The sequence below is a fragment of the Mannheimia sp. ZY171111 genome (assembly GCF_017750945.1).
Lineage (GTDB): Bacteria > Pseudomonadota > Gammaproteobacteria > Enterobacterales > Pasteurellaceae > Mannheimia > Mannheimia pernigra.
On sequence record NZ_CP046532.1, the window covers coordinates 1,227,220 to 1,250,672 of the forward strand.

Annotated in this window: 19 protein-coding genes and 4 tRNA genes; 15 read left to right on the forward strand and 8 right to left on the reverse strand. The window is 37.8% G+C overall.

The window, feature by feature from the left end; genetic code table 11:
- Nucleotides 1–130: 130 nt before the first annotated feature.
- The 6 genes from GM698_RS06005 to GM698_RS06030 all read left to right on the forward strand — a co-directional run bounded on the left by GM698_RS06005 (nucleotide 131) and on the right by GM698_RS06030 (nucleotide 2,902).
- Nucleotides 131–206: transfer RNA gene (locus GM698_RS06005), tRNA-Thr, on the forward strand.
- A gap of 34 nt (nucleotides 207–240) precedes the next feature.
- Nucleotides 241–325: transfer RNA gene (locus GM698_RS06010), tRNA-Tyr, on the forward strand.
- A gap of 42 nt (nucleotides 326–367) precedes the next feature.
- Nucleotides 368–442, forward strand: a tRNA-Gly gene (locus GM698_RS06015).
- A gap of 3 nt (nucleotides 443–445) precedes the next feature.
- Nucleotides 446–521 (forward strand) — tRNA-Thr (locus GM698_RS06020).
- Nucleotides 522–636: 115 nt separating this feature from the next.
- Entirely contained in the window at nucleotides 637–1,821 is a 1,185-nt protein-coding gene (tuf, locus tag GM698_RS06025; protein WP_176807589.1) for an elongation factor Tu, read from the forward strand.
- 448 nt (nucleotides 1,822–2,269) lie between these two features.
- Nucleotides 2,270–2,902 carry a hypothetical protein gene (locus GM698_RS06030; RefSeq protein ID WP_209289789.1) on the forward strand — a complete coding sequence of 211 codons (633 nt, stop codon included), beginning with the start codon at nucleotides 2,270–2,272 and terminating at the stop codon, nucleotides 2,900–2,902.
- Nucleotides 2,903–3,060: 158 nt separating this feature from the next.
- Here GM698_RS06030 and pdxY read toward each other — a convergent pair whose 3' ends face one another.
- The 4 genes from pdxY to GM698_RS06050 form a co-directional block, all read right to left on the reverse strand.
- A complete protein-coding gene (gene pdxY / locus GM698_RS06035; protein ID WP_209289089.1) occupies nucleotides 3,061–3,921 on the reverse strand; it encodes a pyridoxal kinase PdxY in 861 nt (286 codons plus the stop codon).
- A gap of 151 nt (nucleotides 3,922–4,072) precedes the next feature.
- Nucleotides 4,073–5,026: an acetyl-CoA carboxylase carboxyl transferase subunit alpha gene (accA, locus tag GM698_RS06040; protein WP_176807703.1), complete on the reverse strand. Its 954-nt coding sequence runs from the start codon at nucleotides 5,024–5,026 to the stop codon at nucleotides 4,073–4,075.
- 53 nt (nucleotides 5,027–5,079) lie between these two features.
- Nucleotides 5,080–6,504, reverse strand: coding sequence for a multicopper oxidase domain-containing protein (locus GM698_RS06045; protein WP_176807702.1), 1,425 nt, complete (start codon nucleotides 6,502–6,504; stop codon nucleotides 5,080–5,082).
- Between the two features lies 1 nt (nucleotide 6,505).
- Complete coding sequence (locus tag GM698_RS06050) at nucleotides 6,506–7,240, reverse strand: 1-acylglycerol-3-phosphate O-acyltransferase (RefSeq protein ID WP_176809513.1); 735 nt, start codon at nucleotides 7,238–7,240, stop codon at nucleotides 6,506–6,508.
- 146 nt (nucleotides 7,241–7,386) lie between these two features.
- Between GM698_RS06050 and tpx the strand changes: the two genes are divergently transcribed.
- On the forward strand, nucleotides 7,387–7,884 hold the full coding sequence (gene tpx / locus GM698_RS06055; RefSeq protein ID WP_209289090.1) for a thiol peroxidase: 498 nt from the start codon (nucleotides 7,387–7,389) through the stop codon (nucleotides 7,882–7,884).
- An 86-nt stretch (nucleotides 7,885–7,970) separates the two neighbouring features.
- Here the strand turns inward: tpx and yidC are convergent, their stop codons facing one another.
- From yidC to GM698_RS06070, 3 genes are all read right to left on the reverse strand, one after another.
- Entirely contained in the window at nucleotides 7,971–9,596 is a 1,626-nt protein-coding gene (gene yidC, locus GM698_RS06060; RefSeq protein ID WP_209289091.1) for a membrane protein insertase YidC, read from the reverse strand.
- Nucleotides 9,597–9,749: 153 nt separating this feature from the next.
- Entirely contained in the window at nucleotides 9,750–10,199 is a 450-nt protein-coding gene (locus tag GM698_RS06065; protein ID WP_272955346.1) for a hotdog fold thioesterase, read from the reverse strand.
- 52 nt (nucleotides 10,200–10,251) lie between these two features.
- Nucleotides 10,252–13,344: an FAD-binding and (Fe-S)-binding domain-containing protein gene (locus tag GM698_RS06070; RefSeq protein WP_209289092.1), complete on the reverse strand. Its 3,093-nt coding sequence runs from the start codon at nucleotides 13,342–13,344 to the stop codon at nucleotides 10,252–10,254.
- A gap of 400 nt (nucleotides 13,345–13,744) precedes the next feature.
- Here GM698_RS06070 and ompA point away from each other — a divergent pair, with 400 nt between their 5' ends.
- Nucleotides 13,745–14,887, forward strand: coding sequence for a porin OmpA (gene ompA, locus GM698_RS06075; RefSeq protein WP_209289093.1), 1,143 nt, complete (start codon nucleotides 13,745–13,747; stop codon nucleotides 14,885–14,887).
- A gap of 72 nt (nucleotides 14,888–14,959) precedes the next feature.
- Here the strand turns inward: ompA and matP are convergent, their stop codons facing one another.
- The gene (gene matP, locus GM698_RS06080; protein ID WP_159628672.1) at nucleotides 14,960–15,406 is read right to left on the reverse strand and encodes a macrodomain Ter protein MatP; all 447 of its coding nucleotides are present in this window, start codon (nucleotides 15,404–15,406) and stop codon (nucleotides 14,960–14,962) included.
- A 94-nt stretch (nucleotides 15,407–15,500) separates the two neighbouring features.
- On the opposite strand from matP, the gene GM698_RS06085 reads away from it, so the two are divergent.
- From GM698_RS06085 to recC, 7 genes are all read left to right on the forward strand, one after another.
- Nucleotides 15,501–17,135: an AAA family ATPase gene (locus tag GM698_RS06085; RefSeq protein ID WP_209289094.1), complete on the forward strand. Its 1,635-nt coding sequence runs from the start codon at nucleotides 15,501–15,503 to the stop codon at nucleotides 17,133–17,135.
- Between the two features lie 112 nt (nucleotides 17,136–17,247).
- Nucleotides 17,248–17,778, forward strand: a complete 531-nt coding sequence (gene fabA, locus GM698_RS06090) for a bifunctional 3-hydroxydecanoyl-ACP dehydratase/trans-2-decenoyl-ACP isomerase (RefSeq protein WP_176809519.1) — start codon at nucleotides 17,248–17,250, stop codon at nucleotides 17,776–17,778.
- A 100-nt stretch (nucleotides 17,779–17,878) separates the two neighbouring features.
- On the forward strand, nucleotides 17,879–18,400 hold the full coding sequence (locus GM698_RS06095; RefSeq protein ID WP_176807695.1) for a Tfp pilus assembly protein FimT/FimU: 522 nt from the start codon (nucleotides 17,879–17,881) through the stop codon (nucleotides 18,398–18,400).
- A complete protein-coding gene (locus GM698_RS06100) occupies nucleotides 18,360–19,052 on the forward strand; it encodes a type II secretion system protein J (RefSeq protein ID WP_209289095.1) in 693 nt (230 codons plus the stop codon). Before GM698_RS06095 ends, GM698_RS06100 begins: the two co-directional genes overlap by 41 nt.
- Before the next feature lie 8 nt (nucleotides 19,053–19,060).
- On the forward strand, nucleotides 19,061–19,744 hold the full coding sequence (locus GM698_RS06105) for a DUF2572 family protein (protein WP_209289096.1): 684 nt from the start codon (nucleotides 19,061–19,063) through the stop codon (nucleotides 19,742–19,744).
- Complete coding sequence (locus tag GM698_RS06110) at nucleotides 19,737–20,030, forward strand: DUF5374 domain-containing protein (protein ID WP_209289097.1); 294 nt, start codon at nucleotides 19,737–19,739, stop codon at nucleotides 20,028–20,030. Before GM698_RS06105 ends, GM698_RS06110 begins: the two co-directional genes overlap by 8 nt.
- 47 nt (nucleotides 20,031–20,077) lie before the next feature.
- Entirely contained in the window at nucleotides 20,078–23,365 is a 3,288-nt protein-coding gene (gene recC, locus GM698_RS06115) for an exodeoxyribonuclease V subunit gamma (RefSeq protein ID WP_209289098.1), read from the forward strand.
- Nucleotides 23,366–23,453: the final 88 nt, after the last annotated feature.

Sequence of the window (23,453 nt, forward strand, 5' to 3'; positions counted from 1 at the left end):
TTTTACAAAAAATAGTCATTTTGTATATTAAAAAATCGAAAGAGCAAAATTTTAATATTTTTTTCAAAAAAAACTTGCACACAGTTAAAATTTCCCTATAATGCACATCACTTGCTTACGACACAGCAACGCCGACTTAGCTCAGTAGGTAGAGCAACTGACTTGTAATCAGTAGGTCACCAGTTCGATTCCGGTAGTCGGCACCATTACTGCTTAAGTAGACAAGTATTCAATTATCGTGGAGGGGTTCCCGAGCGGCCAAAGGGGACAGACTGTAAATCTGTTGGCTCAGCCTTCGAAGGTTCGAATCCTTCTCCCTCCACCATTTCTGATTTTTGAATCGTGCAGGACAGACGAATTTAGAACAGCGGGCATCGTATAATGGCTATTACCTTAGCCTTCCAAGCTAATGATGCGGGTTCGATTCCCGCTGCCCGCTCCAAACGCTGATATAGCTCAGTTGGTAGAGCGCACCCTTGGTAAGGGTGAGGTCGGCGGTTCAAATCCGCCTATCAGCACCATTTCCTAATATTCTCTCTTCCTACAAGTTTCAATAAATGTATTAATTTCTACATTATGGTTAATGGGTTCTTTTGTTCCATTGTAACCGTTTTTTGTTTAAGAGGCTTTTAGAAAATGTCTAAAGAAAAATTTGAACGTACAAAACCGCACGTTAACGTGGGTACAATAGGCCACGTTGACCATGGTAAAACAACTTTAACAGCAGCGATCACAACGGTATTATCAAAACACTTTGGTGGTGCAGCTCGTGCATTTGACCAAATTGATAACGCACCGGAAGAGAAAGCGCGTGGTATCACCATCAACACTTCACACGTTGAGTACGATACAGAGACCCGTCACTACGCACACGTTGACTGCCCAGGACACGCGGACTATGTTAAAAACATGATTACGGGTGCAGCGCAGATGGACGGCGCAATCTTAGTAGTAGCAGCGACAGACGGTCCAATGCCACAAACTCGTGAGCACATCTTATTAGGTCGCCAAGTAGGTGTTCCATATATCATCGTATTCTTAAACAAATGCGATATGGTAGATGACGAAGAGTTATTAGAATTAGTTGAAATGGAAGTTCGTGAACTTCTTTCACAATATGACTTCCCAGGTGATGACACACCAATCGTACGTGGTTCAGCGTTACAAGCGTTAAACGGCGTAGCGGAGTGGGAAGAAAAAATCCTTGAATTAGCGGGTCACTTAGACAGCTACATCCCAGAGCCAGAGCGTGCGATTGATAAACCATTCTTATTACCAATCGAAGACGTATTCTCAATTTCAGGCCGTGGTACAGTAGTAACAGGTCGTGTAGAGCGTGGTATTGTTCGTACTGGTGATGAAGTTGAAATCGTAGGTATCAAAGATACAACGAAAACGACGGTAACGGGTGTTGAGATGTTCCGTAAATTATTAGACGAAGGTCGTGCAGGTGAAAATGTTGGTGCATTATTACGTGGAACCAAACGTGAAGAAATCGAACGTGGTCAAGTATTAGCTAAACCGGGTTCAATCACACCACACACAGACTTTGAATCAGAAGTTTACGTGTTATCAAAAGAAGAAGGTGGTCGTCACACGCCATTCTTCAAAGGATACCGTCCACAGTTCTACTTCCGTACAACGGACGTAACAGGTACTATCGAATTACCAGAAGGTGTTGAGATGGTAATGCCAGGCGATAACATCAAAATGGTGGTAAGCTTAATTCACCCAATCGCGATGGACGAAGGTTTACGTTTTGCGATTCGTGAGGGTGGTCGTACAGTAGGTGCGGGCGTTGTTGCGAAAATCATCAAATAATAGAACGGATGTTCTGATTTGATAGCAAATAGCTAGAAGAGAGAGGTATATTGAAAGATATGCCTCTTTTTTGTTTGTGTGATTTGCAAAAAGTGGCATAGTGGACAAAATTGAGTCTGCAAAGTAGGTTAAAACCTTGTAATATAAGGCTTTAACCTACTTTTTATAAAAATGCCTAAAAAATTGCATTTTCTGCTCATCTTTTAACCTTAAAAAGTATGGCAAAATTCATGGTATTCAACGCTATAAATGCCTTGATTGCAGCCGTAACTTTTTCGTATCCAAGCGGCTTAATTCCGAAGAAATTTGGTTTAAGTACACCTCACAAAAACAGACTATTCAACAGCTTTCTTTGGAATATCAATGTTCTGAAAGAACGATTAGAAGGCATCTTGAGAAAGCCCTAAAAGCAGAGCAAAAAGCACTTCCTCAAACAGCGAGTATCGTGATGGATACCACTCACTTTAAACAACGATTTTCGGTACTCGTCCTAATGGATTCCTCATCATCAAAACCGATTTATTTTCGCTTTATTCCAGCTGAGAAAAATCGATATTATTTTGAAGCAATCTCAGAACTCATGGAAAAAGGCGTTAAAACTCAACCTATTACCTGCGATGGGCGAAGAGGGCCATTAAACGCTTACCCTCATATTTCTACTCAAATATGCCATTTTCATCAAATCGGACGAGGCATATTTTATCTAACAAAATCGCCTAAATCTGAGGCGGGAAAAGCACTATTATCCCTCTATTACTCCCTTAAATTTCAAACGCAAGAAACTCTCACTCTCGCGTTATCTGAATGGTTAAATGAACATAAAGATTACTTTAATGAACGTTCTGAAACAGACTCAAAACGATTTAAACATAAGCGGTTACGGAGCGCGTATTGGAGCTTAAAACATAGCATAAATTATCTATTTACCTATCAAGCACATCCCGAATTAAACATTGCTCATACGACCAACTTCGTTGAGTCATTTTTTAGGCAAATGAAAGCCAAATTAGCCTCACATCAGGGACTAACAGATGAACATAAGATGATGTTTATAAAGGATTTTATCTGTCGGAAGAGTTAAAAATAAAGCCATAGCAGACTCAAAAATGTCCACTATGGCTGACCCACTGGGAAATCAGACTCAATTTTGTCCACTCCCCCCAAAAAATTGATGAAAAAAGACCGCTTGTAGAGAGTCAAATTTACAAGCGGTTAGATTTTGAGATTTTTTTGCAATGTTTAAGCAATTTTAATTGCTTGATAATTGCATTTAGGGGCTAAAATTTTCTCACGGGCAGCGATAATTTGTAGTTCGTAAACGCCTGATTTTGAGGTTTCTTCCATTACTTCATTGACTGCATTTGCGGTATGTTCAAAGGCTTCAAGATCAGATAGACCATTTAGTAAGTTTGCCACAAATAATCCAGCAGTTAAGTCACCCACGCCAACAGGTTCTTTGTTGAAGTGATACAGTGGTCGACTTATGTGCCAAACGCCGTCTTGATTGGCAAATAGCATTTCGAATTTGTCTTTTGCTTTGCCCACTCGACTTAAATGTTTGACTAATACTTTTTTCGGACCTTTAGTCAGAATTAATTTAACAGCGTCAATTGCTTGCTCAAAGTTTTCAACGGTCAGGCCTGTTAGCTCGCGTAATTCGACTAAGTTTGGCGTGATAATATCTGCTTCTGCCATTGCTAGGTTGATTAAGCCTTCTTTCACGCCGTCTGCGACAATACAACCTTTGTCGGGATGTCCCATCACGGGATCACAGATATAAATTGCATTTGGGTTTGCATCTTTGACTTTATGGAAAGCATTGATGATTTCTTCTACTTGTTCTGCTGAGCCGATGTAGCCAGAGAGCACAGCGTCGCAACGATGGAGTTCACCAATATTATTAATACCATCAATAATGCTGCCAATTTGTTCTTTTGGCATTACCATTCCGCCCCATTTGCCATATTGGGTGTGGTTAGAAAATTGAACGGTATTTAGTGCCCAAACATCTACGCCCAACAATTGCATTGGGAATGTGGCTGCTTTATTGCCTGCGTAGCCGTATACTACGTGAGATTGGATAGAGAGCACGTTTTTCATATTTATTCCTTAAAATAGATATTGATCGCTAGTGAGTTCTCTGGGTTGAGATTAAGCGATATCTATTTAATGTAATCCTTTAAGTGAAACATGGTAAGATTTTGCAAATTTTCACCAAAATCTTACCGCTTGATCATTATTTTATAATGGCTTATACGTAACCGTAATTCATTAAACGTTGATAACGACGCTCTAGTAACGCTTCTTTATCAAGGCTGTCTAATTCTGCTAAATCATCTAAAATGCGTTGTTTGAGGTTTTGAGCAATTTCTTCCATATTACGATGCGCACCGCCTAATGGCTCTGGAACGATATTGTCTATTAGTTCAAGTTCTTTTAAACGAGGCGCGGTTAAGCCCATTACTTCTGCGGCAGTTGATGCCTTGTCAGCACTTTTCCACAAAATTGAGGCACAGCCTTCGGGTGAGATTACAGAGTAAGTAGAGTATTGTAACATATTCACTTTATCGCCCACGCCGATAGCCAATGCACCGCCTGAGCCACCTTCACCAATCACGGTGCAAATTACTGGCACCGAAAGTTGTGACATTTCTCGCAAGTTGTGTGCAATTGCCTCAGATTGACCACGTTCTTCCGCCCCAATCCCTGGATAAGCTCCTGGCGTGTCGATAAAAGTAATGATAGGCATATTAAAGCGTTCTGCCATTTTCATTAAACGCAACGCTTTGCGATAACCTTCGGGTGCGGGCATACCGAAATTACGTTTCACTTTATCTTTTACCGTACGACCTTTTTGATGACCAATTACCATCACTGGGCGGCCATCAAGGCGGGCAATTCCGCCAACAATTGCTTTGTCATCTGCGAAAGCACGGTCGCCAGCTAATTCATCAAATTCAGTAAATATTTGCCCAATATAATCTAATGTATATGGGCGATTTGGGTGGCGTGCCATACGAGAAATTTGCCAAGCGTCTAAATTAGCAAAAGTTTTTTTAGTCAGTTCTTTACTTTTCTTTTGTAAACGTGTGATTTCATCATCAAGGTCAATTTTGTCATCTTGCAGACTGACTGCTCTTAAAGACTCAATTTTTGCCTCAAGTTCAGCAATTGGCATTTCAAAATCTAAAAATTCTTGGCTCATTATTTTTTCCTTTTTATGGGCAAAATTATGGGGCATTATCGCTTATCAGCCCGTTATTGTCTATTTTCAATTACATTAAATTGACCCATCGTACCTCTATCACGTAGCATAAAATCGCTCACACCAAAGGTAAAGGGGAGTTTTTCAGAGGCGGTGTTATCAAAACGAACTAGAAGGGTGACTTCTTGCTCAGCTTCTAGCCAAACGGTGTCTTGCCAAGCTAGTTGATGAAGCGGGTATGGCTTACGGTTTTGTGTCTCTATAATAAATTTTGCACCTTGAAGCGTAAATCCGACCGCTTGTGTGCTATGCAAATACCAGCGTTCAATGCGTCCTTTTTGAGCGGTGAAATCAATCCGTGTTGGATCAAATCGCTTTTGGTTAATCAAATAATCAGATGGGCGAAGCATAAATCGGCGTTCTTGGCTGATTTTTAAATTAAATTCATCTGAGGGAAAAGCAGGCAAACTGGGTTTTGTGTTGAGCACTGCCGCCAGGCCTTGTGGTCTGAGCTCTAAAATGACATTATTGGTTAATTCGTCATTACGGGTAAATATTTGCTCGATTTTGTAAAAAAAATCTCTTTTTTGACCGCTTATCAGTGAAACCGTGTTGCCATCGCTTAAGTCAATAAGTACTTCTACTCGCTCGCTTGGGGCAAGGCGGATGGATTCCATTTCTACTGGTTTAGCTAGCATTCCCAAGCCTGTTGCTATCTTTTGAAGTGGCTGACCGTTATCTAACCTTAGCTCATAAGCTCGAGAGAGGGAGGCATTGAGAATACGCAATCTCACCCAGCCACGAGGTACATTCAAATAAGGTGATTCTTGTCCGTTCACAAAAAGGCGTTTACCTAAAAATTGTGGGAGGTTTTTGTTTAATACCTGTATGCCTTCTTTATTGAGGAGTTGGTCTTGCAAAATCAGTGGAATATCATTAACGCCATATTTATTTGGTAATGTTGATTTTTTACTCGGCTCATCTTCAATCAACCATAAACCAACTAAGCCTCGATACACTTGGAAAGCTGAATTGAGCATAGTATCAGCGTGATACCAACAAGTGCAGGCTGGTTGATTAATAGATACAATCGGAGACCAACTGCTTTTGGGTTCAAGTGTACGATGTACTGATCCAATGATCTCGCTTGAAGCTTGTAGCCCTTGAATATTCATTGAGATTTTTTGTGGTAAATTGTTGAGATAAGTTAATTTAACAAAATCGCCCGATTTCACTCGTACGGTTGGGGCAAGATATTGCCCATTTACACCCCATACATCCACCAATTTACCTATATCAAATTGAGTTTGGGCAGGGCGTAGATCAAGCCGAACTGGCCTACCACGGCCAATATCCATTAAAGGTGGAATTTTAAGCTGAGGACGATCTGTTGCTATCCCATAGCTTGGTAAAGTTGAGAATGCACCCGCTAAGGCAGCACTTTGTAAAAATTGGCGTCGGGTTATCTGTTTTTTCATATCAGATGTTTTTCGTTGTATTTTCTAACTGTTGAACTTCTTGATTAAGCTCTTCAAATTTAGCAAGCATAATTTGATGGCATTTTTCCATTAATTCTTTTACGTTTTCACGGCTATAACTGGAAGTGTCAATAGGATCAAGCATTTCACAGATCACAATACCGTTATTCCAACGGTTCAAATCAATTTTATTATGTAAGTTAGAACAGACAACAGGTACAATTGGTACACCTGCGGAAATCGCTAGATGGAAAGCTCCTGTTTTAAAAGGCAGTAAGCCACGTCCACGACTACGAGTGCCTTCTGGGAACATCCAAACAGATACTTGACGTTTTTTTACGATTTGCCCTGCTTTATTCATTGTTTCAATGGCACTTGAACGTTTTTCACGATGAATAAAAATGTTACCCGTTGCCCAATAAACTAAGCCGAAAAAGGGAATCCAAATCAGGCTTTTTTTGCCGATACTTACGGTATTTTCAGCCACCATTGACGAAATTGTTGCCATATCATAGTTATTTTGATGGTTGCCGATATAGATAACAGGGTAGTCAATTTCAGGTTTTTTACGAGTAATCAGTTTTACGCCCATTAATTTATGCAATGAGCCGAACCAGCGTGCTACAACGCCCACGCTGCTCGGGTGGCGTAGTCGCACTAAGGCATAAAGTGTGCCAACAATAGAAATTAGAATGGCTGCAGTGGCAACCAAAAAAATACGAAAAATTTTCAACATAACAGTGATAACCTTAAAAATCAGATGTCTATGAGTATAGCAAAATAAGGTTAGTTTCTAAAGATTATCATAATTAAATTGATAGTTTCCTATTTTGTAAAAAATCTGTATATTTAGACCGCTTGTTTATTCATAAGGAGAAAAGAATGAGTAAAGTAACTTTAGCAGGAAACCCAATTGATGTTGCAGGTGCATTCCCACAAAAAGGTGATGTTGTGGCAGATTTTACGCTGGTTAATAGCGATTTAGAGGACGTTTCACTGTCTGATTTTGACGGTAAGCGTAAAGTGTTAAATATTTTTCCAAGTATTGATACGGGTATTTGTGCGAAGTCTGTGCGTGTGTTTAACGAAAAAGCAACGAGTTTAGATAATACGGTCGTATTATGTATTTCAGCTGATTTACCTTTTGCTCAAGCTCGTTTTTGTGGGGCAGAAGGGATTGAAAATGCGAAAGTGTTATCCACTTTCCGTCACTGTGGATTACATAAAACACTTGGTGTAGATATTACCTCTGGCCCGTTAGCCTGTTTAGCGGCTCGTTCAGTGATTGTATTAGATGAGAACAACAAGGTATTACATAGCCAATTAGTGCCAGAAATCAAACAAGAGCCAGATTATGATGCGGCTCTGGCAGTATTATAATTTGCAACGTTTTTTTATTTTATGACCGCTTGTCAAGTATAAAAAAGCCCGCTGATTTTATTCAGCGGGCTTTTTTTTGCTATGTATTATTTCTTACGAGAGTGTAGGCCTTTTTTCTCAAGGTTACGGTAAATTACCCATTGCTGTGCAATTGTAATTAGGTTTGAGGTTAACCAGTAAAGTACTAAGCCTGATGGAAACCATAAGAAGAACACGGTGAAGATTACAGGCATAAAGGTCATTACTTTCTGCTGCATTGGGTCAGCCACAGGAGTTGGCGACATTTTTTGTAACCAGAACATTGAAGCACCCATTAACAGCGGCAGAATGTAGTAAGGATCTTGTGCCGATAAATCTTGAATCCAGCCGAAGAATGGTGCGTGGCGTAATTCTACTGCTTCCATAAATGTCCAGTATAATGCGATGAAAATTGGCATTTGGATAAGAATAGGTAAGCAACCGCCCATCGGATTGACTTTTTCTTCTTTGTACAATTTCATCATCTCTTGGCTCATACGTTGACGATCATCGCCAAAACGATCGCGCATCTCTTGGATTTTTGGTTGCAACATACGCATTTTTGCCATTGAGGTATACTGTGCTTTAGTTAATGGATAGAGCAAGCTTTTTACGACAATCGTTACACCAATAATGGCTAAGCCCCAGTTACCTACAATTTTTTGGATGGTCGTTAATAACCAGAAAAGCGGTTTTGCAATAAACCAAGCCCAGCCATAATCTACGGTTAAATCAAGATTATTCGCTGCCTCTTCCATCTCTTTTTGGTCTTTAGAACCTGTCCAAAGTTTGCTGCTTAGATTCGCTTCAGAATTTGGTGCAATGGTTGTTAATGGGCCACGATAACCGATAGTTGCGACACCATTATTGGTGCGTGAATAAAGATTGTTTTCGACATCTTGATTAGGCACCCAAGCAGAAACAAAGTAGTGCTGTAATACCGCAATCCAGCCAGCTTTTGTGTTAATACTTAAGTTGGCTTTTTCCATATCTTGGAAGCTATATTTTTTATAGTTGGTTTCTGAAGAAGAGTAAGCTCCGCCAGTATAAGTTGGCATAGTTAAGCTACCTGAGCTCTCCACCACAGAGTGTTTTAATTGACCGTAAGGCTGAACTTCAATGGTTTCTGCTGTATTATTTTTAATGTTGAAATTTACGCCAACATCATAGCTACCACGTTTTAGTGTAAAGGTTTTAGTGTAAACTATGCCATCTTTCTCAAACGTTAATGGCACGGAAAGCTCATTTTGACCATCAGCTAATTTGAAGCTATTAGCCGTTACCGCATATTGAGGACGACCTGAATTAGTATCAATACCATTTTTACCCACTAAACCACTTTGTGCAACATAGGTTTTCGTTCCATCTTGTTGTAATAGTTTAAATGGCATGTTCGAGTTTAGTTCAGCATTATGTTTTAATAAATCTGAGCTCACTACATCGCCACCTAAGGTATCAATGGTTAGGCGTAACACATCGCTTTCTACGGTAATGGTTTTGCCCTGCGTGATGCTGTCTGCAATCGGATTGGCGTTAGAAGCTGCTGGAACATCGCCCATTTGTTGTTGGAGTTGAGCTGCCACTTGAGCCTGTTTTTGAGCTTGAATTTCAGGGTTAAAATCTTGCCGCCACTGTGTAAAAATAAGCACAGACACCAGAAGTAAACCCATTAGCAGTAAGCCACGATTATTCATTTTGAAGTTCTCTTGTTAGTAATGGATAAAAAGAAAGGTATTTTATAATAGGTTGGCGTGTTTTCCAAACGCCTTTTATAAACAAGCGGTCGGATTTGAGCAATGTTTTGCAAAATTATCTGAAAATCTGACCGCTTGCAAAGCGTTTGCAGATTACCGTTTTTCTAAAATACGATTGGTTAAGCGTGAAATCGCACACAAATTGCCTTCTTCATCAAATAGTTCAATTTGCCACACTTGGCTACTGCCACCTAAATGAAGCGGTTTGGTAACACCAGTTACAGTGCCTTTTTTCACGCCTTTTAAATGCGAAATACTGAGTTCTGTACCCACTGCGATTTGCTCTGCGTTACACATTAAACTTGAGCCTGCCGAACCTAAAGTTTCCGCAAGGGCGGCTGAAACTCCACCGTGTAATAATCCAAAAGGCTGTTGAGTACGGTGATCAAGGGGGAGCGTTGCTTCAAGCGTATCATCGGTAATTTTACTGAATTTAATCCCTAAGTGAGCCACTGCTGACTGACTACAAAAATGATTTAACTTGTCGATAATTTGCTCGGGCGATAAGTCTTTGGTCATTTGTGAGTTCCAAATTGCGGTCATTTTCTAAGCTCCTGTTTAGTTTGTCGGGCAAATTTTCATTTTTTCTATCGTGCTAGATGATTTCAAGTAATGCCTGCACGGGGTGTTTAATTCCTTGTTGTTCAAAGCGTTTTACTTGCGAGCGGCAAGAGTAGCCTGTTGCTAAACAGCGAGCAAGTGATTTTCCGCTGATTTTTTGTTGCCAAGATTGTTCATAAATCGCCTTTGACATTGCTAAATGCGTTGTTTCGTGTCCGAAAGTTCCCGCCATACCGCAGCAGCCGACAGCTTCGGTCACCAAGGTTTCGCCAAAATGGGCAAAAATGGCTTGCCACTCTTTGGCTGAATTAGGTAGAGCGGTGGATTCGGTACAATGTGAGAACAAATGCCATTGCAAGCGGTCTGAATTGGTTGATTTTTTGCAATTTTCTAATGCTCCTTTTTTTATCTCCTCGCTTAGCCATTCGTGGGCTAATAATACGTTGAAATTGCCACGAGATTCTTTCAGCACATCTTTATACTCTTCACGGTAAATTAAGGTAAGAGCAGGATCGATAGACACCATTGGCAACCCTAATTTTGCCACTCGATTTAGGAAATCTGCTTGGTTTTGGGCCGTTTTAGCAAATTTATGTAAAAAGCCTTTAACGTGTTGTGCTTTTCCGCTCGGTTTAAAGGGGAGAACGATGGGTTTAAAGCCTAATTTTTGAATGAGCGCGACAAAGTCAGCAACGACTTTAGCATCATAATAAGAAGTGAAAGGATCTTGCACAATAAACAGTGTTTTGCAATTTTTTGCCAAAAAATCACCGCTTGTTGCTTGTTGCTCAAGGCTTTCTAAGCTCTCGCCTTGATAGCCAATTTCCACTAATTGCTGTTGCAAATTGGGGGCAGATAATGCGGGTAAATAGCTCATTCCAATTGTTTTATTTGCCACTTTTTCAGCGAAATTTGAGGTGCTGAAAAAGTTAAAGAACGTTGGCTGTTTTGCCATTGTGGGGGCAATAAATTCTAAATTCGCAACCACATAATCTTTCAGTGGACGTAAATAGCGAGTGTGGTAGAGCTCGTTAAATTGCGATCTAAACGTTGGCACATCAATTTTAATTGGACATTGGCTAGCACAGGCTTTGCAGGCAAGGCAGGTGTCCATCGCCATTTTCACTTCGTGCGAAAAATCGTACTCTTTCTTTTTGTTTAGCGTGTGGCGAATTTTAGCAACGAAATCACTCAATTTGGCGGTTTGTTTGGTTTGGCTGAAGATTAACGCTTCAGGCTTTATGTTTTGTTCCGCCAGTAGTCGCAGCCATTCACGCACCAATGTGGCTCGTCCTTTTGGCGAATAGAGGCGGTTGCCCGATACTTTCATTGACGGGCACATCGTGCTATGAACATCAAAGTTAAAACATAAGCCGTTGCCGTTGCAGTTCATTGCACCTTTAAATTCTTCACGCACTTGGATCGGAATTTGGCGGTCGAAATCAGCTCGCATTGGTGAATCAATCGGGTAAAGTTTTGCATCGCTTTCAAGTGGTGTGCAGATTTTGCCTGGATTTAGGCGATTATGTGGGTCAAACAGTTGTTTGATATAGCGAAGCTCTTGCCATAAAGTCTTGCCAAAGAATCGCTCACCATAATAAGAACGCATCCCTTTTCCGTGTTCTCCCCAAATCAAGCCACCATATTTGGCAGTAAGCTCGACCACTTGGTCGGAAATTTGCTTAAAAGTTTTCACTTGGGTTTTATCGCATAAATTTAAGGCCGGACGAACGTGCAACACGCCAGCGTCCACGTGTCCAAACATTCCGTATGGCAAATTATGACTATCTAATAAGGCACGGAATTCAGCAATATAATCGGCTAAGTTTTCAGGCGGCACGGCGGTGTCTTCCACAAAGGCGATTGGCTTTGCCCAGCCTTTCGCATTGCCTAGCAATCCGACGGCTTTTTTCCGCATAGCATAAATTTTCTCGATGGAATTAATGTCGCTCGTGAGTTGGTAGCCAATAATATTTGCTTCATTGTTTGCGATTTTCTGATCGAGATTTTCACATAATGCTTGAACTTGTGCCTCAATTTGTTTTTGATCGCTAGAGGCATATTCCACAATATTTAGCCCTAAAATAGGATTATGTGTATCTTCAGTTAATAAATCGGATACCGAATGCCAGACAATATCTTGTTTGGCTAGATTTAGTACTTTGGAATCGACGGTTTCTACTGATAATGCCTTAGCCTCCAACATAAAAGGAGCAGAGCGAAGTGCGGCATCAAAGGAGCTATATTTTATGTTAATTAACGTCCGGTATGTTGGAATCGGTAGCAAATTCAGCTTCGCTTCACAAATAAAGGCAAGTGAACCTTCCGATCCAGTTAAAATTCGAGTCAGGTTAAATTCACTTTCATCATCATTAAAGACGTTTTTCAGATCGTAGCCAGTAATAAAACGGTTAAGCTGAGGTAGTTCGCTTAATATCTTTGGACGTAATGATTGGCAACGGGTAAAAACTTCACGGTGTAAAGTTTTGCCTAATTCAGATAAATTAAGATTTTCGGCATTTGCCAAAAACTGATCAGATTTGACCGCTTGTGTTTCTAAAATATCACCATTAATAAGGACTGATTTAATCGCTAGAATATGATCAGAGGTTTTGCCATATTGTAAAGAGCCTTGTCCTGAAGCATCAGTATTAATCATTCCGCCTAGTGTGGCTCGGTTACTGGTAGAAAGTTCTGGTGAGAAAAATAGCCCATAGGGTTTGAGAAATTGATTTAGTTGATCTTTAATCACACCCGCTTGCACTCTAACCCATTTCTCTTCTACATTTAATTCTAAAATTTGGTTCATATAGCGAGAGAGATCTACAATAATATTATTGTTAAGTGACTGCCCATTTGTACCTGTACCTCCGCCGCGAGGAGTAAAGGTTAAATGCTGATATTCGGGTTTTTGCGCGAGTTTAGTTAGAATTACCACATCAGAAATGGATTTCGGAAAAAGAATGGCTTGCGGAATTTGCTGATAAACGCTGTTATCGGTTGCGAGCGAAAGCCTGTCAGCGTATTGAGAGGTAATATCGCCACTGAAATGCTGATTTACGAGCGTATTTAAATAAGATTGAGTAGCTGAATTTAACTGAGGTACTTCAGAAAGTCTAGGTATCATAGCTGTGTTTGATTTTATAAAAATGATAAGGTAACTCTTGCTATCTTAGCAAGATTTCGAACAATTTAAAATGGAATCTGTTGGTGTAAAAATGAGCTAATTGGCTAAAAAATAACTCAAATGTACGTTTTCTTAGGAAAAAATAATTGATTTTTCAAAAATGAAGTCAGATAATGAGAATATTCTTGCTCAAGCTGGAATTAGAACAAGAATGTTACTCAGAAGATAATTTTTATACAAAAAGTTCTTTTTTAGGATATTTTTTGTTGTATAATATTTCTGACATTAGCTCTCTTGCTTCTTAATTGTTGAAGCATAAAGTTAAAGTTTTAATACTTGATTATTTTAAGAGTATTAAGAGTTTATTTAATCGATGACAATATTTAAGAGGATCATCAAAATGAAAAAAACATTAGTTGCATTAGCAGTATTATCAGCTGCTACAGTAGCTCAAGCAGCTCCACAAGCTAACACTTTCTATGCAGGTGCTAAAGCGGGTTGGGCATCATTCCACCATGGTGTTAAACAATTCGATAGTAAATATGCTGGAAGCACACGCTATGATTTATTGAATGCTGGTAAAGGTTTCGGTATTAACCGTAACTCTGTAACTTACGGTGTGTTCGGTGGTTACCAAATCTTAAACCAAAATAATGTTGGTTTAGCACTAGAATTAGGCTATGACTATTTCGGTCGTGTACGTGGTAACGATAAAGTAGTTGGTTTACAAGGTAAAGATTATCGTGCATTCAAACACTCTGCTCACGGTACTCACTTAAGCTTAAAACCAAGTTATGAAGTTGCACCTAATTTAGATGCATTTGCTAAAGTAGGTGTTGCATTAGTTCGTAATGACTATAAATTCTATGCTGAGCCAAATAGTTCTGACACAACAGATAAATACCACGACTTAAAAACATCTTTAATTTTAGGTGGTGGTTTAGAGTATGCAATCACCCCAGAATTAGCAGCTCGTGTTGAATACCAATGGTTAAATAAAGCGGGCAATTATGCTAAAGCAACTCGTAAAGCTGGTCCACAACACGAAGAATTTACTAAATATAGCCCAGAAATTCACTCAGTTTCTGCTGGTTTAACATATCGTTTTGGTCAAGGTGCAGCTCCAGTTGAAGCACCAGAAGTTATTACTAAAAACTTTGCATTCAGCTCAGATGTTTTATTTGATTTTGGTAAATCAAGCTTAAAACCAGCTGCAGCATCTTCTTTAGATGCAGCTCACGCAGAAATGAACAACTTAGGCTTAGCTAACCCAGCAGTTCAAGTTAATGGTTACACAGACCGTATCGGTAGCGAAGAGTTTAACTTAAAACTTTCACAACGCCGTGCAGAAACAGTAGCTAACTACATCGTTTCTAAAGGTGCTAACCCAGCTAGCGTAACTGCTGTAGGTTATGGTAAAGCAAACCCAGTAACTGGTAACACTTGTGATGCAGTTAAAGGTCGTCAAGCATTGATCGCTTGCTTAGCACCAGATCGCCGTGTTGAAATCCAAATTCAAGGTTCAAAACAAGTAACTATGTAATGAATATAGTACTTTAATTGAAAAATTGAGTAGAAAAAAGCCCGCTAACAAGCGGGCTTTTGCTTTTTTTAATTATTTTAATAAATCTTTTAAACTTGATTTCATTTTCGCAACTTGTTCTAAGTAAAACTGCTTGTTTTCAACTTCGTCAGTTAATTTAATGATAGCCTCAGATAAAGTAAGATTTTGACTTTTGGCATATTTAGAGAGCTTTAGCCAACTGGCGTATTCTAAATCAATTGATTTTTTCTTTGTTGCTTGTTTCTCGGCATTAAAAAAACGTTTTCTTTTCGCTCGAACAGATTGACGCATTTTTTTACGCTGTTCAGTCGTCATTTCTGATTTAATCCATTTTTCTACTTCTTCAGGGGAGTCTTGTAATGTAGAGAGAAACTGAATCTTTAAATCAATCAAACTTTGCTCTTCGTGTTTAGTAATGTTTTCTCCTTCCCGATATTTTTTGAGAAGATATTGCCATTTCCAAGTAGTTTCTTGCGTGATAAGTTTTTGATATCGCATAATCGTAAATAGTGATGGGAAAAGATAAGCTATATTTAGCAAGTATAGCGGAATTCTGTATAATAAACCAAATTTTCGATAAAGAGGCAAATTTGTGACCATTTTTTTACTTAATAGTCCAGAACTAACTGTTGAATATCCTTTTTCTGATTCAAATCAGCAGATAAATTTTTTTGATTTCCAATTAAAAGCAAAACAAGCCTTAAAGCAATTTATGCAAGCTAATTTGGGATCTTTATTGGTAGTTAAATCCGAACTATTTCCTGAATTTATCAATGAGCTTACCGATTATTTAAGACAAGATAATCCAACGATTTCTATAGTAACCCAAATGGATTTTAATAAAAATAACTTGTTTGGTTATTATGTTTTTTTGGAAAGAGAACAGAGAACTGAATATGTGCAAGGTGCAATTCAGGAAGCAATTAATGGTGTTTTAATTGTAAATATCAATTCATTATTATTGGATATTACTCAGTGGGATAAATTAAAGCAGGCATTATTATTTGGAGAATATGAGCCCCATTCTGTTAATTACCCACCACATTTTTTAGAGAAAGAAAAATCTGCATTTAAATTAATTTTGGTTGGTGAAAGAGAAGATATTTCAACCCTTTTATCTTATGATGATAATTTATATCAAGTTGCACAATATACTGAAATTAAATCCTACTTATCATTAAATAATAATATTGAAAAATGGGCGAATTATGTTCAGACTTGTGCTAAAAATATCATTAATAAAAGATTAATGCCTACAGCACTTAATCAATTTTTACAGGCTTTTATCCGAGAAAGTGAAAGCCGTGATTTAATTTCTATTTCGCCAACATTATTAAGAAAACATTTATTAGGTATTCAGAATTTCTATGAAGATACACAGATTAATGAAGTAAACACCTATTTTAATTATTTAGAAGAACAATCTTCTATTCTAAATGAATATACGATGGAAGATATTTTGAAAAATCAACTTTATATTGAAACAGACGGCGAGCAAATTGGTCAGATAAATGGTTTATCCGTTATTGATTTTGAAGGTATTCCTTATAGTTTTGGCGAGCCTTTGCGTATAAGTTGTAATGTGCAATATGGCGATGGCGAAATTCATGATATTGAGCGTAAGGTCGAATTAGGTGGAAATATTCACTCAAAAGGGATTATTCTTGCTCAATCCTGCTTGGCTAATTTATTAGAATTACCCACTCAATTGCCGTTTTCCGCTTCTATTGCTTTTGAGCAATCTTATGGCGAAATTGATGGAGACAGCTCTTCTCTAGCTATTTTTAATGTGTTAGTGAGTGCGTTATCTAAAATTGCGTTACCACAATCTATTGCCGTAACGGGTGCAATCGATCAATTTGGTCATGTGCTCAGCGTAGGTGGTGTGAATCAGAAAATTGAAGGTTTCTTTAATATTTGTAAGGCTCGAAACTTAACAGGAAAGCAAGGTGTCATTATTCCTGCTGCTTGCCTTGGGCATTTGAGCTTGAAAGCTGAAGTGGTTGAAGCTGTGGCTCAAGAGCAATTTAAAATTTGGGCAGTTGAAAATGTATTTGATGCGATTGAGATTTTGTTTGCTCGGCGTTTTTATGATGATGAGAAAGTGCTAACATCTGAACACACATCAATATTTTCGCTTATCCATCAGCAATTGGAAGATCGTGATAATCAAGATACAAGCGGTTCATTTTTTAGAAAAATTTGCAAAAAGCTGATGTTTGACTGATCCGACAAGCCAGCTTACAGCTGTTCACTGAATTAAAAGTCTGTTACTATCTGCCTAATTTATCAGGTATTGATATAACAGGCTTTTTTCTATTTACAGGATTTTAAAAATAATGAACAGTTGTACACCAATTATTAAACCAAGCTATACTTATGAAGAACTTTTACTTTCTGGTAAAGGTGAATTGTTCGGTGAAAAAGGGCCCCAATTGCCAGCTCCTCCTATGTTAATGATGGATCGTATCATTGAGATGAGCCAAGAGAAAGGAAATTTTGAGAAAGGTTATATTGAAGCAGAATTTGATATTAAACCTGATTTATGGTTTTTTGATTGTCATTTTATTAACGATCCTGTTATGCCAGGTTGTTTAGGTTTAGATGCAATGTGGCAATTAGTTGGATTCTATCTTGGCTGGATTGGCGGGGAAGGCAAAGGCCGTGCATTAGGTGTTGGAGAAGTGAAATTCACAGGGCAAATTTTACCGACAGCGAAAAAAGTAACCTACCGCATTCATATGAAACGTGTGGTAAATCGTAAATTAGTGATGGGCGTGGCTGATGGTGAGGTGGAAGTTGATGGTCGCGTAATCTATACCGCAACAGACTTAAAAGTTGGTTTATTTCAAGACACTACATCATTTTAATTAAAATATTAATTTTGCGATCTGTATCGAAAAATTAAATTTTTTTCATTTACAATCTCTCCTTAAATTATAAGATGCCCTCTATCAAGAGGGTATTTTTATGTATAAAGCAATAACATTAATTGAAGTGTTGACTGCTATGGCTATTATGGTCATTTCAATTTATTTTATCTCTCCTATTATTTTTACTTTTCAAGATAGAATTGCATTAAATAGTGAAATTGAAAATATTCAATCTTTTATTTACCAAATCCAAACTAAGGCTCGTTATAGCAAGCGAAATTATACATTAACTATTTCTCAGCAAAATAATCGGTGGTGTATGGTGGCAGTAATGAAACCAGTTAATAGCAATAAACAAATTATTTGTAATTGTTTAATGAAGAATAGTTGTAATCAAAATGAGGAATATCATCTTTATAAACCGACTCATCAAAGCATAGTATTAAAAAATAAAAGTTTATATCCAAAATCCTTTATTAATATTGATGGGGTAAGTGGGCAGTTAGAATCTAAATGTATTCATCTTAATTTAAATAAAGAGAGTGATATTTTACAGTTTGATCAATTAGGGCGGGTTTATGTGGCAGCAAAAAATAAACGTAGTACCTGTAAAGATTAATTTATCGGCATTTAGTTTGCTTGAAGTTTTAGTTACAACCGCCTTAGGGGCGTTTGTATTATTTATTTTTTCCTTAATCTATTCTGATTTTTATCGCTCTCAAATTAAACAAAGAGAATTATTATCCTTGCAAGCAGATGCTCATCAACTCATTCATTACTTCCAGAAACATTTTCAGCATATAGGCTATCAAGGAAGTAAGCGAATAGGGAGTAACTTTGATTTATTTCAGCTAGATGGAAAAAGTGTGAATATACCAAATCGGAATTGTTTGATTAGCTTTTATGATTTAAATCAAGATGGCTGTTTGGGAAAACGTAGAACAAAAACGACCGCTTGTAAGTTAGGCGATATGAATAATACTCGTGATGTATTAAAAGAAATATTTGCTTTTAAATTAGAGAATAATGAAATTTATACATTTTCTACTAAATTAGATACTTGTTTGAAAGAAGAGTGTTTAAAATTATTATCTAATTGTAATGGTTCTTGGCATAAATTTATTGAAGTAAATAATATTAAAGTCAATAAATTAAATTTTAGTTGGAAGAAAAAAGATGTATTGCTTGAGGTGGAAATAGAATTAGAATCAGTAAAAGAAAATAATCTTACTTATTCCACCAGAGCTTATATTTTTTTGTTAAATCATTAGAGGTAGGAATGCTATTTAATAAAAATGCCAGTGCATTATTGGTTTCCTTAATTTTAATTTGCTCTATCTTATCAATTCTCTTTGTAACTAAAGATAAATGGATTAATCAGCAAAATATTACCCATTTTTATAATGAAAAGTATCTGTCAGATAAATATCACTTTCTCTCTTTATATCAAGAAGATAAAAATCAACGTTGTCAAAAATTACAAAAAGAGAAAATTATCCAAACTGATTTGTCGCCGCAAAAATTAAATTTTTTACAATATGAATTTGAATGTCAATTTAACAGTTTGTTTAAAGATAAAAAGCCGACTAAAGAAAAGTATATTTCATTTACCCAACTTTCTGATTATTTAGATTTATCGAACGTACCCCAACGAGAGATATACAGGATTCGTGCATTATCGGAGCTACCCAAAAGTCGTGAAGATGATCCTAAAATTGTGATTGCTCAACATGAGATAAATGAAAATTTACCAGAAGATTTTTATGGCATTGTAATTACCGATTATTTATTTGATATTACCGGAAAAAAGATGTATGGCACTTTGTATTCTTCTTATGATAATGCACGAAAAGAGAGGAATTTAACTTTTAAAAAAGAGGTTATTAGGCAGCTGGAAGCAAAGTATTCTTATTGGCGATATTTAGCTAATTCTGAAAATATGATAGGTGCAATAGATGAATAAATATAAAGCAGAAACTACAATTTCTCTATTGGTTGCAGTAATCCTATTCTCGATTGTGGCGTTGAGTTTTAGTCATTGGCAATCAGAGCAGAATCGACAAATTAATCAGTATTTCCAGCAGCAACAAGCTGCAGGAATATTAGAAAATCAAATTGCGTTACAGCTAGCAGGTTTAGAGTGTGAAACAAATCTGGTGCAAAACGATATGCGTTATGAAGTTCAATGCTTAGGGAATAAACTAAGTGTTCGCTATCCGTTGGGAAAAATTGAACTGAATAATGATTGAATCGCTCCCCGCTTTGTTGGAAAATAATTTATTAGCGAGGCGTTATTATGTTTACACTTTATCAATCCAACCAAATTGCATCACTAGCTGAAATGCTGGTGAAAGTTCAGCAAGTCAATCCGCTTAAAGATCCTTTTGAGCCAGAAACCATTTTGATTCAAAGCCAAGGAATGGCACAGTGGTTACAAATGCAGATTGCGGAAGTGAGCGGTGTTATGGGGAATTGCAACTTTCTTTATCCCACGACTTTTTTGTGGCAACAGTATCGTGTGCTATTTCCAGAATTACCGAAAGAGAATATTTTTGACCGCAATTCAATGGCTTGGCGGATTATGCGTTTGCTCCCAAGCTGCCTTCACCAAGCAGAATTTGCACCACTTCGGCATTATTTGGCAAATCAGCCGAGTGAGGAGCAATATCAGCTTAAACTTTACCAACTATCTGCCAAAATTGCTGAATTATTTGACCAATATTTGGTGTATCGCCCACATTGGTTAGTACATTGGGAAGAGAACAACTTACAAGCGGTCGAAAATGAGTTAAGAAGTGCAATTGTTACCAAGAATATAGATCTGAATTTGATTACTGCTGATATGAAATGGCAAAGCCACTTATGGCAACAAATCGTGCAAGATCTCGAATTTAGTGTAGATAATCGTATTTTTACCACTTCACACCGTGCCTATTTGCAACAGAATTATTTTGAAAAGCTGGATAATTTAACGGATGCGGAAAGAGAAAAGTTGCCAAAACGTATTTTTGTTTTTGGTATTTCTGCGTTCTCACCATTACAGTTAGCGGTATTTAAAAAACTGAGCGAGCACTGTGATATTCACATTTTCTTTTTTAACCCAAGCGAAAAATATTGGGGAGATAGCATAGAAGACAAAGTGTGGCAAAAGCTTGCTTTAACGCATAAGATCTCGCCAGAAGATCTGGATACATTATTGATGGAGCAGAGCAATAAATTGCTTAATCTTTGGGGTAAGCAAGGGCGTGATTTTTTAGCACAACTGATGGAGTTTGAACCCAATACGATTGATGTGTTTATTGAGCCTGATGAGTCCAGCAATCTCAACAAACTTAAAAAACAGATTTTTATTTCTGAAAATAATGCCACTATTGATCATTTAATCGAAGATCACTCAATTCAAATTCACGCTTGCCATAGCCAGATGAGGGAAGTGGAGGTGCTACATAACCAGCTATTGAATTTATTTGAGAAAGATAAAACCTTGCGACCAAAAGATATTATCGTGATGTCGCCAGATATTAACAAATACGCTCCGTATATTGATGCCGTATTTTCTCGTTATGCAGGCAGTCGAGATCTCCGTTATATTCCTTTTTCGTTATCCGATCAGCTGTGGACTAAAATTGATCCTATTATCAATAGTTTCTTACAGCTGCTGGCGATGAAAGAGAGCCAATTTAACGCAGAATATGTGTTTGATTTATTAGAAGTTGGGGCTATTCAAGCACGTTTTTCTTTTAGCTCGGAAGATATTCACACTCTGCGAATTTGGGCAAAAAATGCAGGAGTGCGTTCTGGCACAGACATTCAACAGCCCTATTGGTACAACTACAATTCGTGGGAGAATGGCTTAAATCGTTTGTTGCTTGGCTCAAGTTTGAAAGAGTCGCACGGCATTTGGGAAAACACCCTTGCTTTTAGTGATAGCTATGGATTGAATGCAGAATTAGTTGGGCGACTTGCCTCGTTTGTTTCCGTCTTATTAGAATGGGTGAAACGGATTCAATTGCCACAATCTTTAGCACAATGGCATTTAGCGGTGAAAACCTTGATTGCGGATTTGTATCAAGAAAATGCGGAGAATGCCGCTTCTATTTTGTTACTCAATACAGTCAATGATGAAGTGTTAGCACTCATTTCCACCACACGTTTTGCCGAAAATCTACATATTGAGATTTTAGCACTCATTTTTAACCAACAGCTAAACCAATCTTCTCAACAGCTCAATTTCTTGGCTGGACGAGTGAATTTTGCCACCCTTTTACCAATGCGAGCGATTCCGTTTAAGGTAGTTTGCTTGCTTGGAATGAATGAATCAGATTTCCCTCGCCAACAACAGATCAATAGCTTTGATTTAATGCGATATGCGCCTCAAAAAGGCGACCGTGCTAAGCGTGATGATGATCGCTACCTCTTCTTGGAAGCTTTACTTTCTGCCCAAGATGTTTTTTATATCAGCTACATAGGGCAGTCGCAAAAAGATGGCAAAGAGAGGCTGCCTTCTATTTTGGTATCTCAGCTTTTAGACATCATCAATGACTCTTTAGAACCTGAATTTAAGCAAAAATTAGGCTCAGATGCGGAAAATGTATTAGTTAGAAAACAGCCGCTTACGGTGTTTAGCAAAAAAAACTTCACTCACGTAAGAGATTCCGCCTATAACGCAGAATGGATTATCAACCCAACTGCTACTCATCAAGAGTTCTTAAGCGAGCCATTGAATACTGATATGGAAGATGATATTTCGATCGAAATCGAAAATCTAATCCGCTTTGTGCAGAACCCAATTAAATTCTTCTTTACGAACGTATTGGGGATTTCCTTCAATACCTATGATGACACCATTGATGACAGTGAGATTTTTGCGATGTCTGGATTAGATAATTACATTGTCTTAAATGAACTATTGGACATTGCACCTGAACAGCAAGAGCAGTTTTTTAAACAAGAACAGCTTAAAGGTAATCTGCCTGCCTCTAACTTTGCTAAGATCACGCAGCAAGATTTAGCCAACAAAATCAGCGATATGCGAGCCACTTTAGCCCCTTATTTAATGAAAGAAAGCACGGTATTAAGCTTCAACCAGAGCATTGTGATTGATGAGAAAGTAATCAATCTATACGGCAATATGACGAATCTATACGATGATGAAATGGTACGATGGCGAGTAGGCAGATTGCGAGATAAAGATAAGATTGAAGTTTGGATTTATCATCTCTTGCTTTGTATTTATTGCCCAGAAAAAATGGTGAAATTCTATTATCGTGAAGGTGGGCAAATAGGGGAGCTAAGCTTTGAAAAACTATCTTCAGAAGAAGCATTATTCCAATTAATGGTCTATATAAAAGATTACTTAGCAGGCTTATCGCAAGCCCAAATTGTGATTTATCACAATATTCAACGTTACCTCAAAAGCAAAGGAGAAAATATTGAGAAGGCAATTTCCGACCTTGCAGAAGAAGATAGCCGAGATGGCAGTTATCTCAACCGTATTCTTTCACAAACTACAGCACTAAATTCGCAGGCGATCTATCAACGTACAGTAAGTTGGTTTGGGTTGATGAATGAGAAAATAAGGTGAAATAACTAAACACAAGCGGTGATTTTGGTCGCTAAATTTGCAAATAGAATTTTTTCCTCATTTTGCTGTCAATTTATGACTATGATTT

Coding starts and splice junctions, on each gene's coding strand:
- GM698_RS06070 (WP_209289092.1), bottom strand. CDS start 13,344: ATGATACCTAGACTTTCTGAAGTACCTCAGTTAAATTCAGCTACTCAA.
- GM698_RS06110 (WP_209289097.1), top strand. CDS start 19,737: ATGAATAAATATAAAGCAGAAACTACAATTTCTCTATTGGTTGCAGTA.
- GM698_RS06065 (WP_272955346.1), bottom strand. CDS start 10,199: ATGACCGCAATTTGGAACTCACAAATGACCAAAGACTTATCGCCCGAG.
- matP (WP_159628672.1), bottom strand. CDS start 15,406: ATGCGATATCAAAAACTTATCACGCAAGAAACTACTTGGAAATGGCAA.
- accA (WP_176807703.1), bottom strand. CDS start 5,026: ATGAGCCAAGAATTTTTAGATTTTGAAATGCCAATTGCTGAACTTGAG.
- recC (WP_209289098.1), top strand. CDS start 20,078: ATGTTTACACTTTATCAATCCAACCAAATTGCATCACTAGCTGAAATG.
- GM698_RS06105 (WP_209289096.1), top strand. CDS start 19,061: ATGCTATTTAATAAAAATGCCAGTGCATTATTGGTTTCCTTAATTTTA.
- fabA (WP_176809519.1), top strand. CDS start 17,248: ATGAACAGTTGTACACCAATTATTAAACCAAGCTATACTTATGAAGAA.
- GM698_RS06030 (WP_209289789.1), top strand. CDS start 2,270: ATGGATACCACTCACTTTAAACAACGATTTTCGGTACTCGTCCTAATG.
- tpx (WP_209289090.1), top strand. CDS start 7,387: ATGAGTAAAGTAACTTTAGCAGGAAACCCAATTGATGTTGCAGGTGCA.
- GM698_RS06045 (WP_176807702.1), bottom strand. CDS start 6,504: ATGAAAAAACAGATAACCCGACGCCAATTTTTACAAAGTGCTGCCTTA.
- yidC (WP_209289091.1), bottom strand. CDS start 9,596: ATGAATAATCGTGGCTTACTGCTAATGGGTTTACTTCTGGTGTCTGTG.
- ompA (WP_209289093.1), top strand. CDS start 13,745: ATGAAAAAAACATTAGTTGCATTAGCAGTATTATCAGCTGCTACAGTA.
- pdxY (WP_209289089.1), bottom strand. CDS start 3,921: ATGAAAAACGTGCTCTCTATCCAATCTCACGTAGTATACGGCTACGCA.
- GM698_RS06100 (WP_209289095.1), top strand. CDS start 18,360: ATGTGGCAGCAAAAAATAAACGTAGTACCTGTAAAGATTAATTTATCG.
- GM698_RS06050 (WP_176809513.1), bottom strand. CDS start 7,240: ATGTTGAAAATTTTTCGTATTTTTTTGGTTGCCACTGCAGCCATTCTA.
- tuf (WP_176807589.1), top strand. CDS start 637: ATGTCTAAAGAAAAATTTGAACGTACAAAACCGCACGTTAACGTGGGT.
- GM698_RS06095 (WP_176807695.1), top strand. CDS start 17,879: ATGTATAAAGCAATAACATTAATTGAAGTGTTGACTGCTATGGCTATT.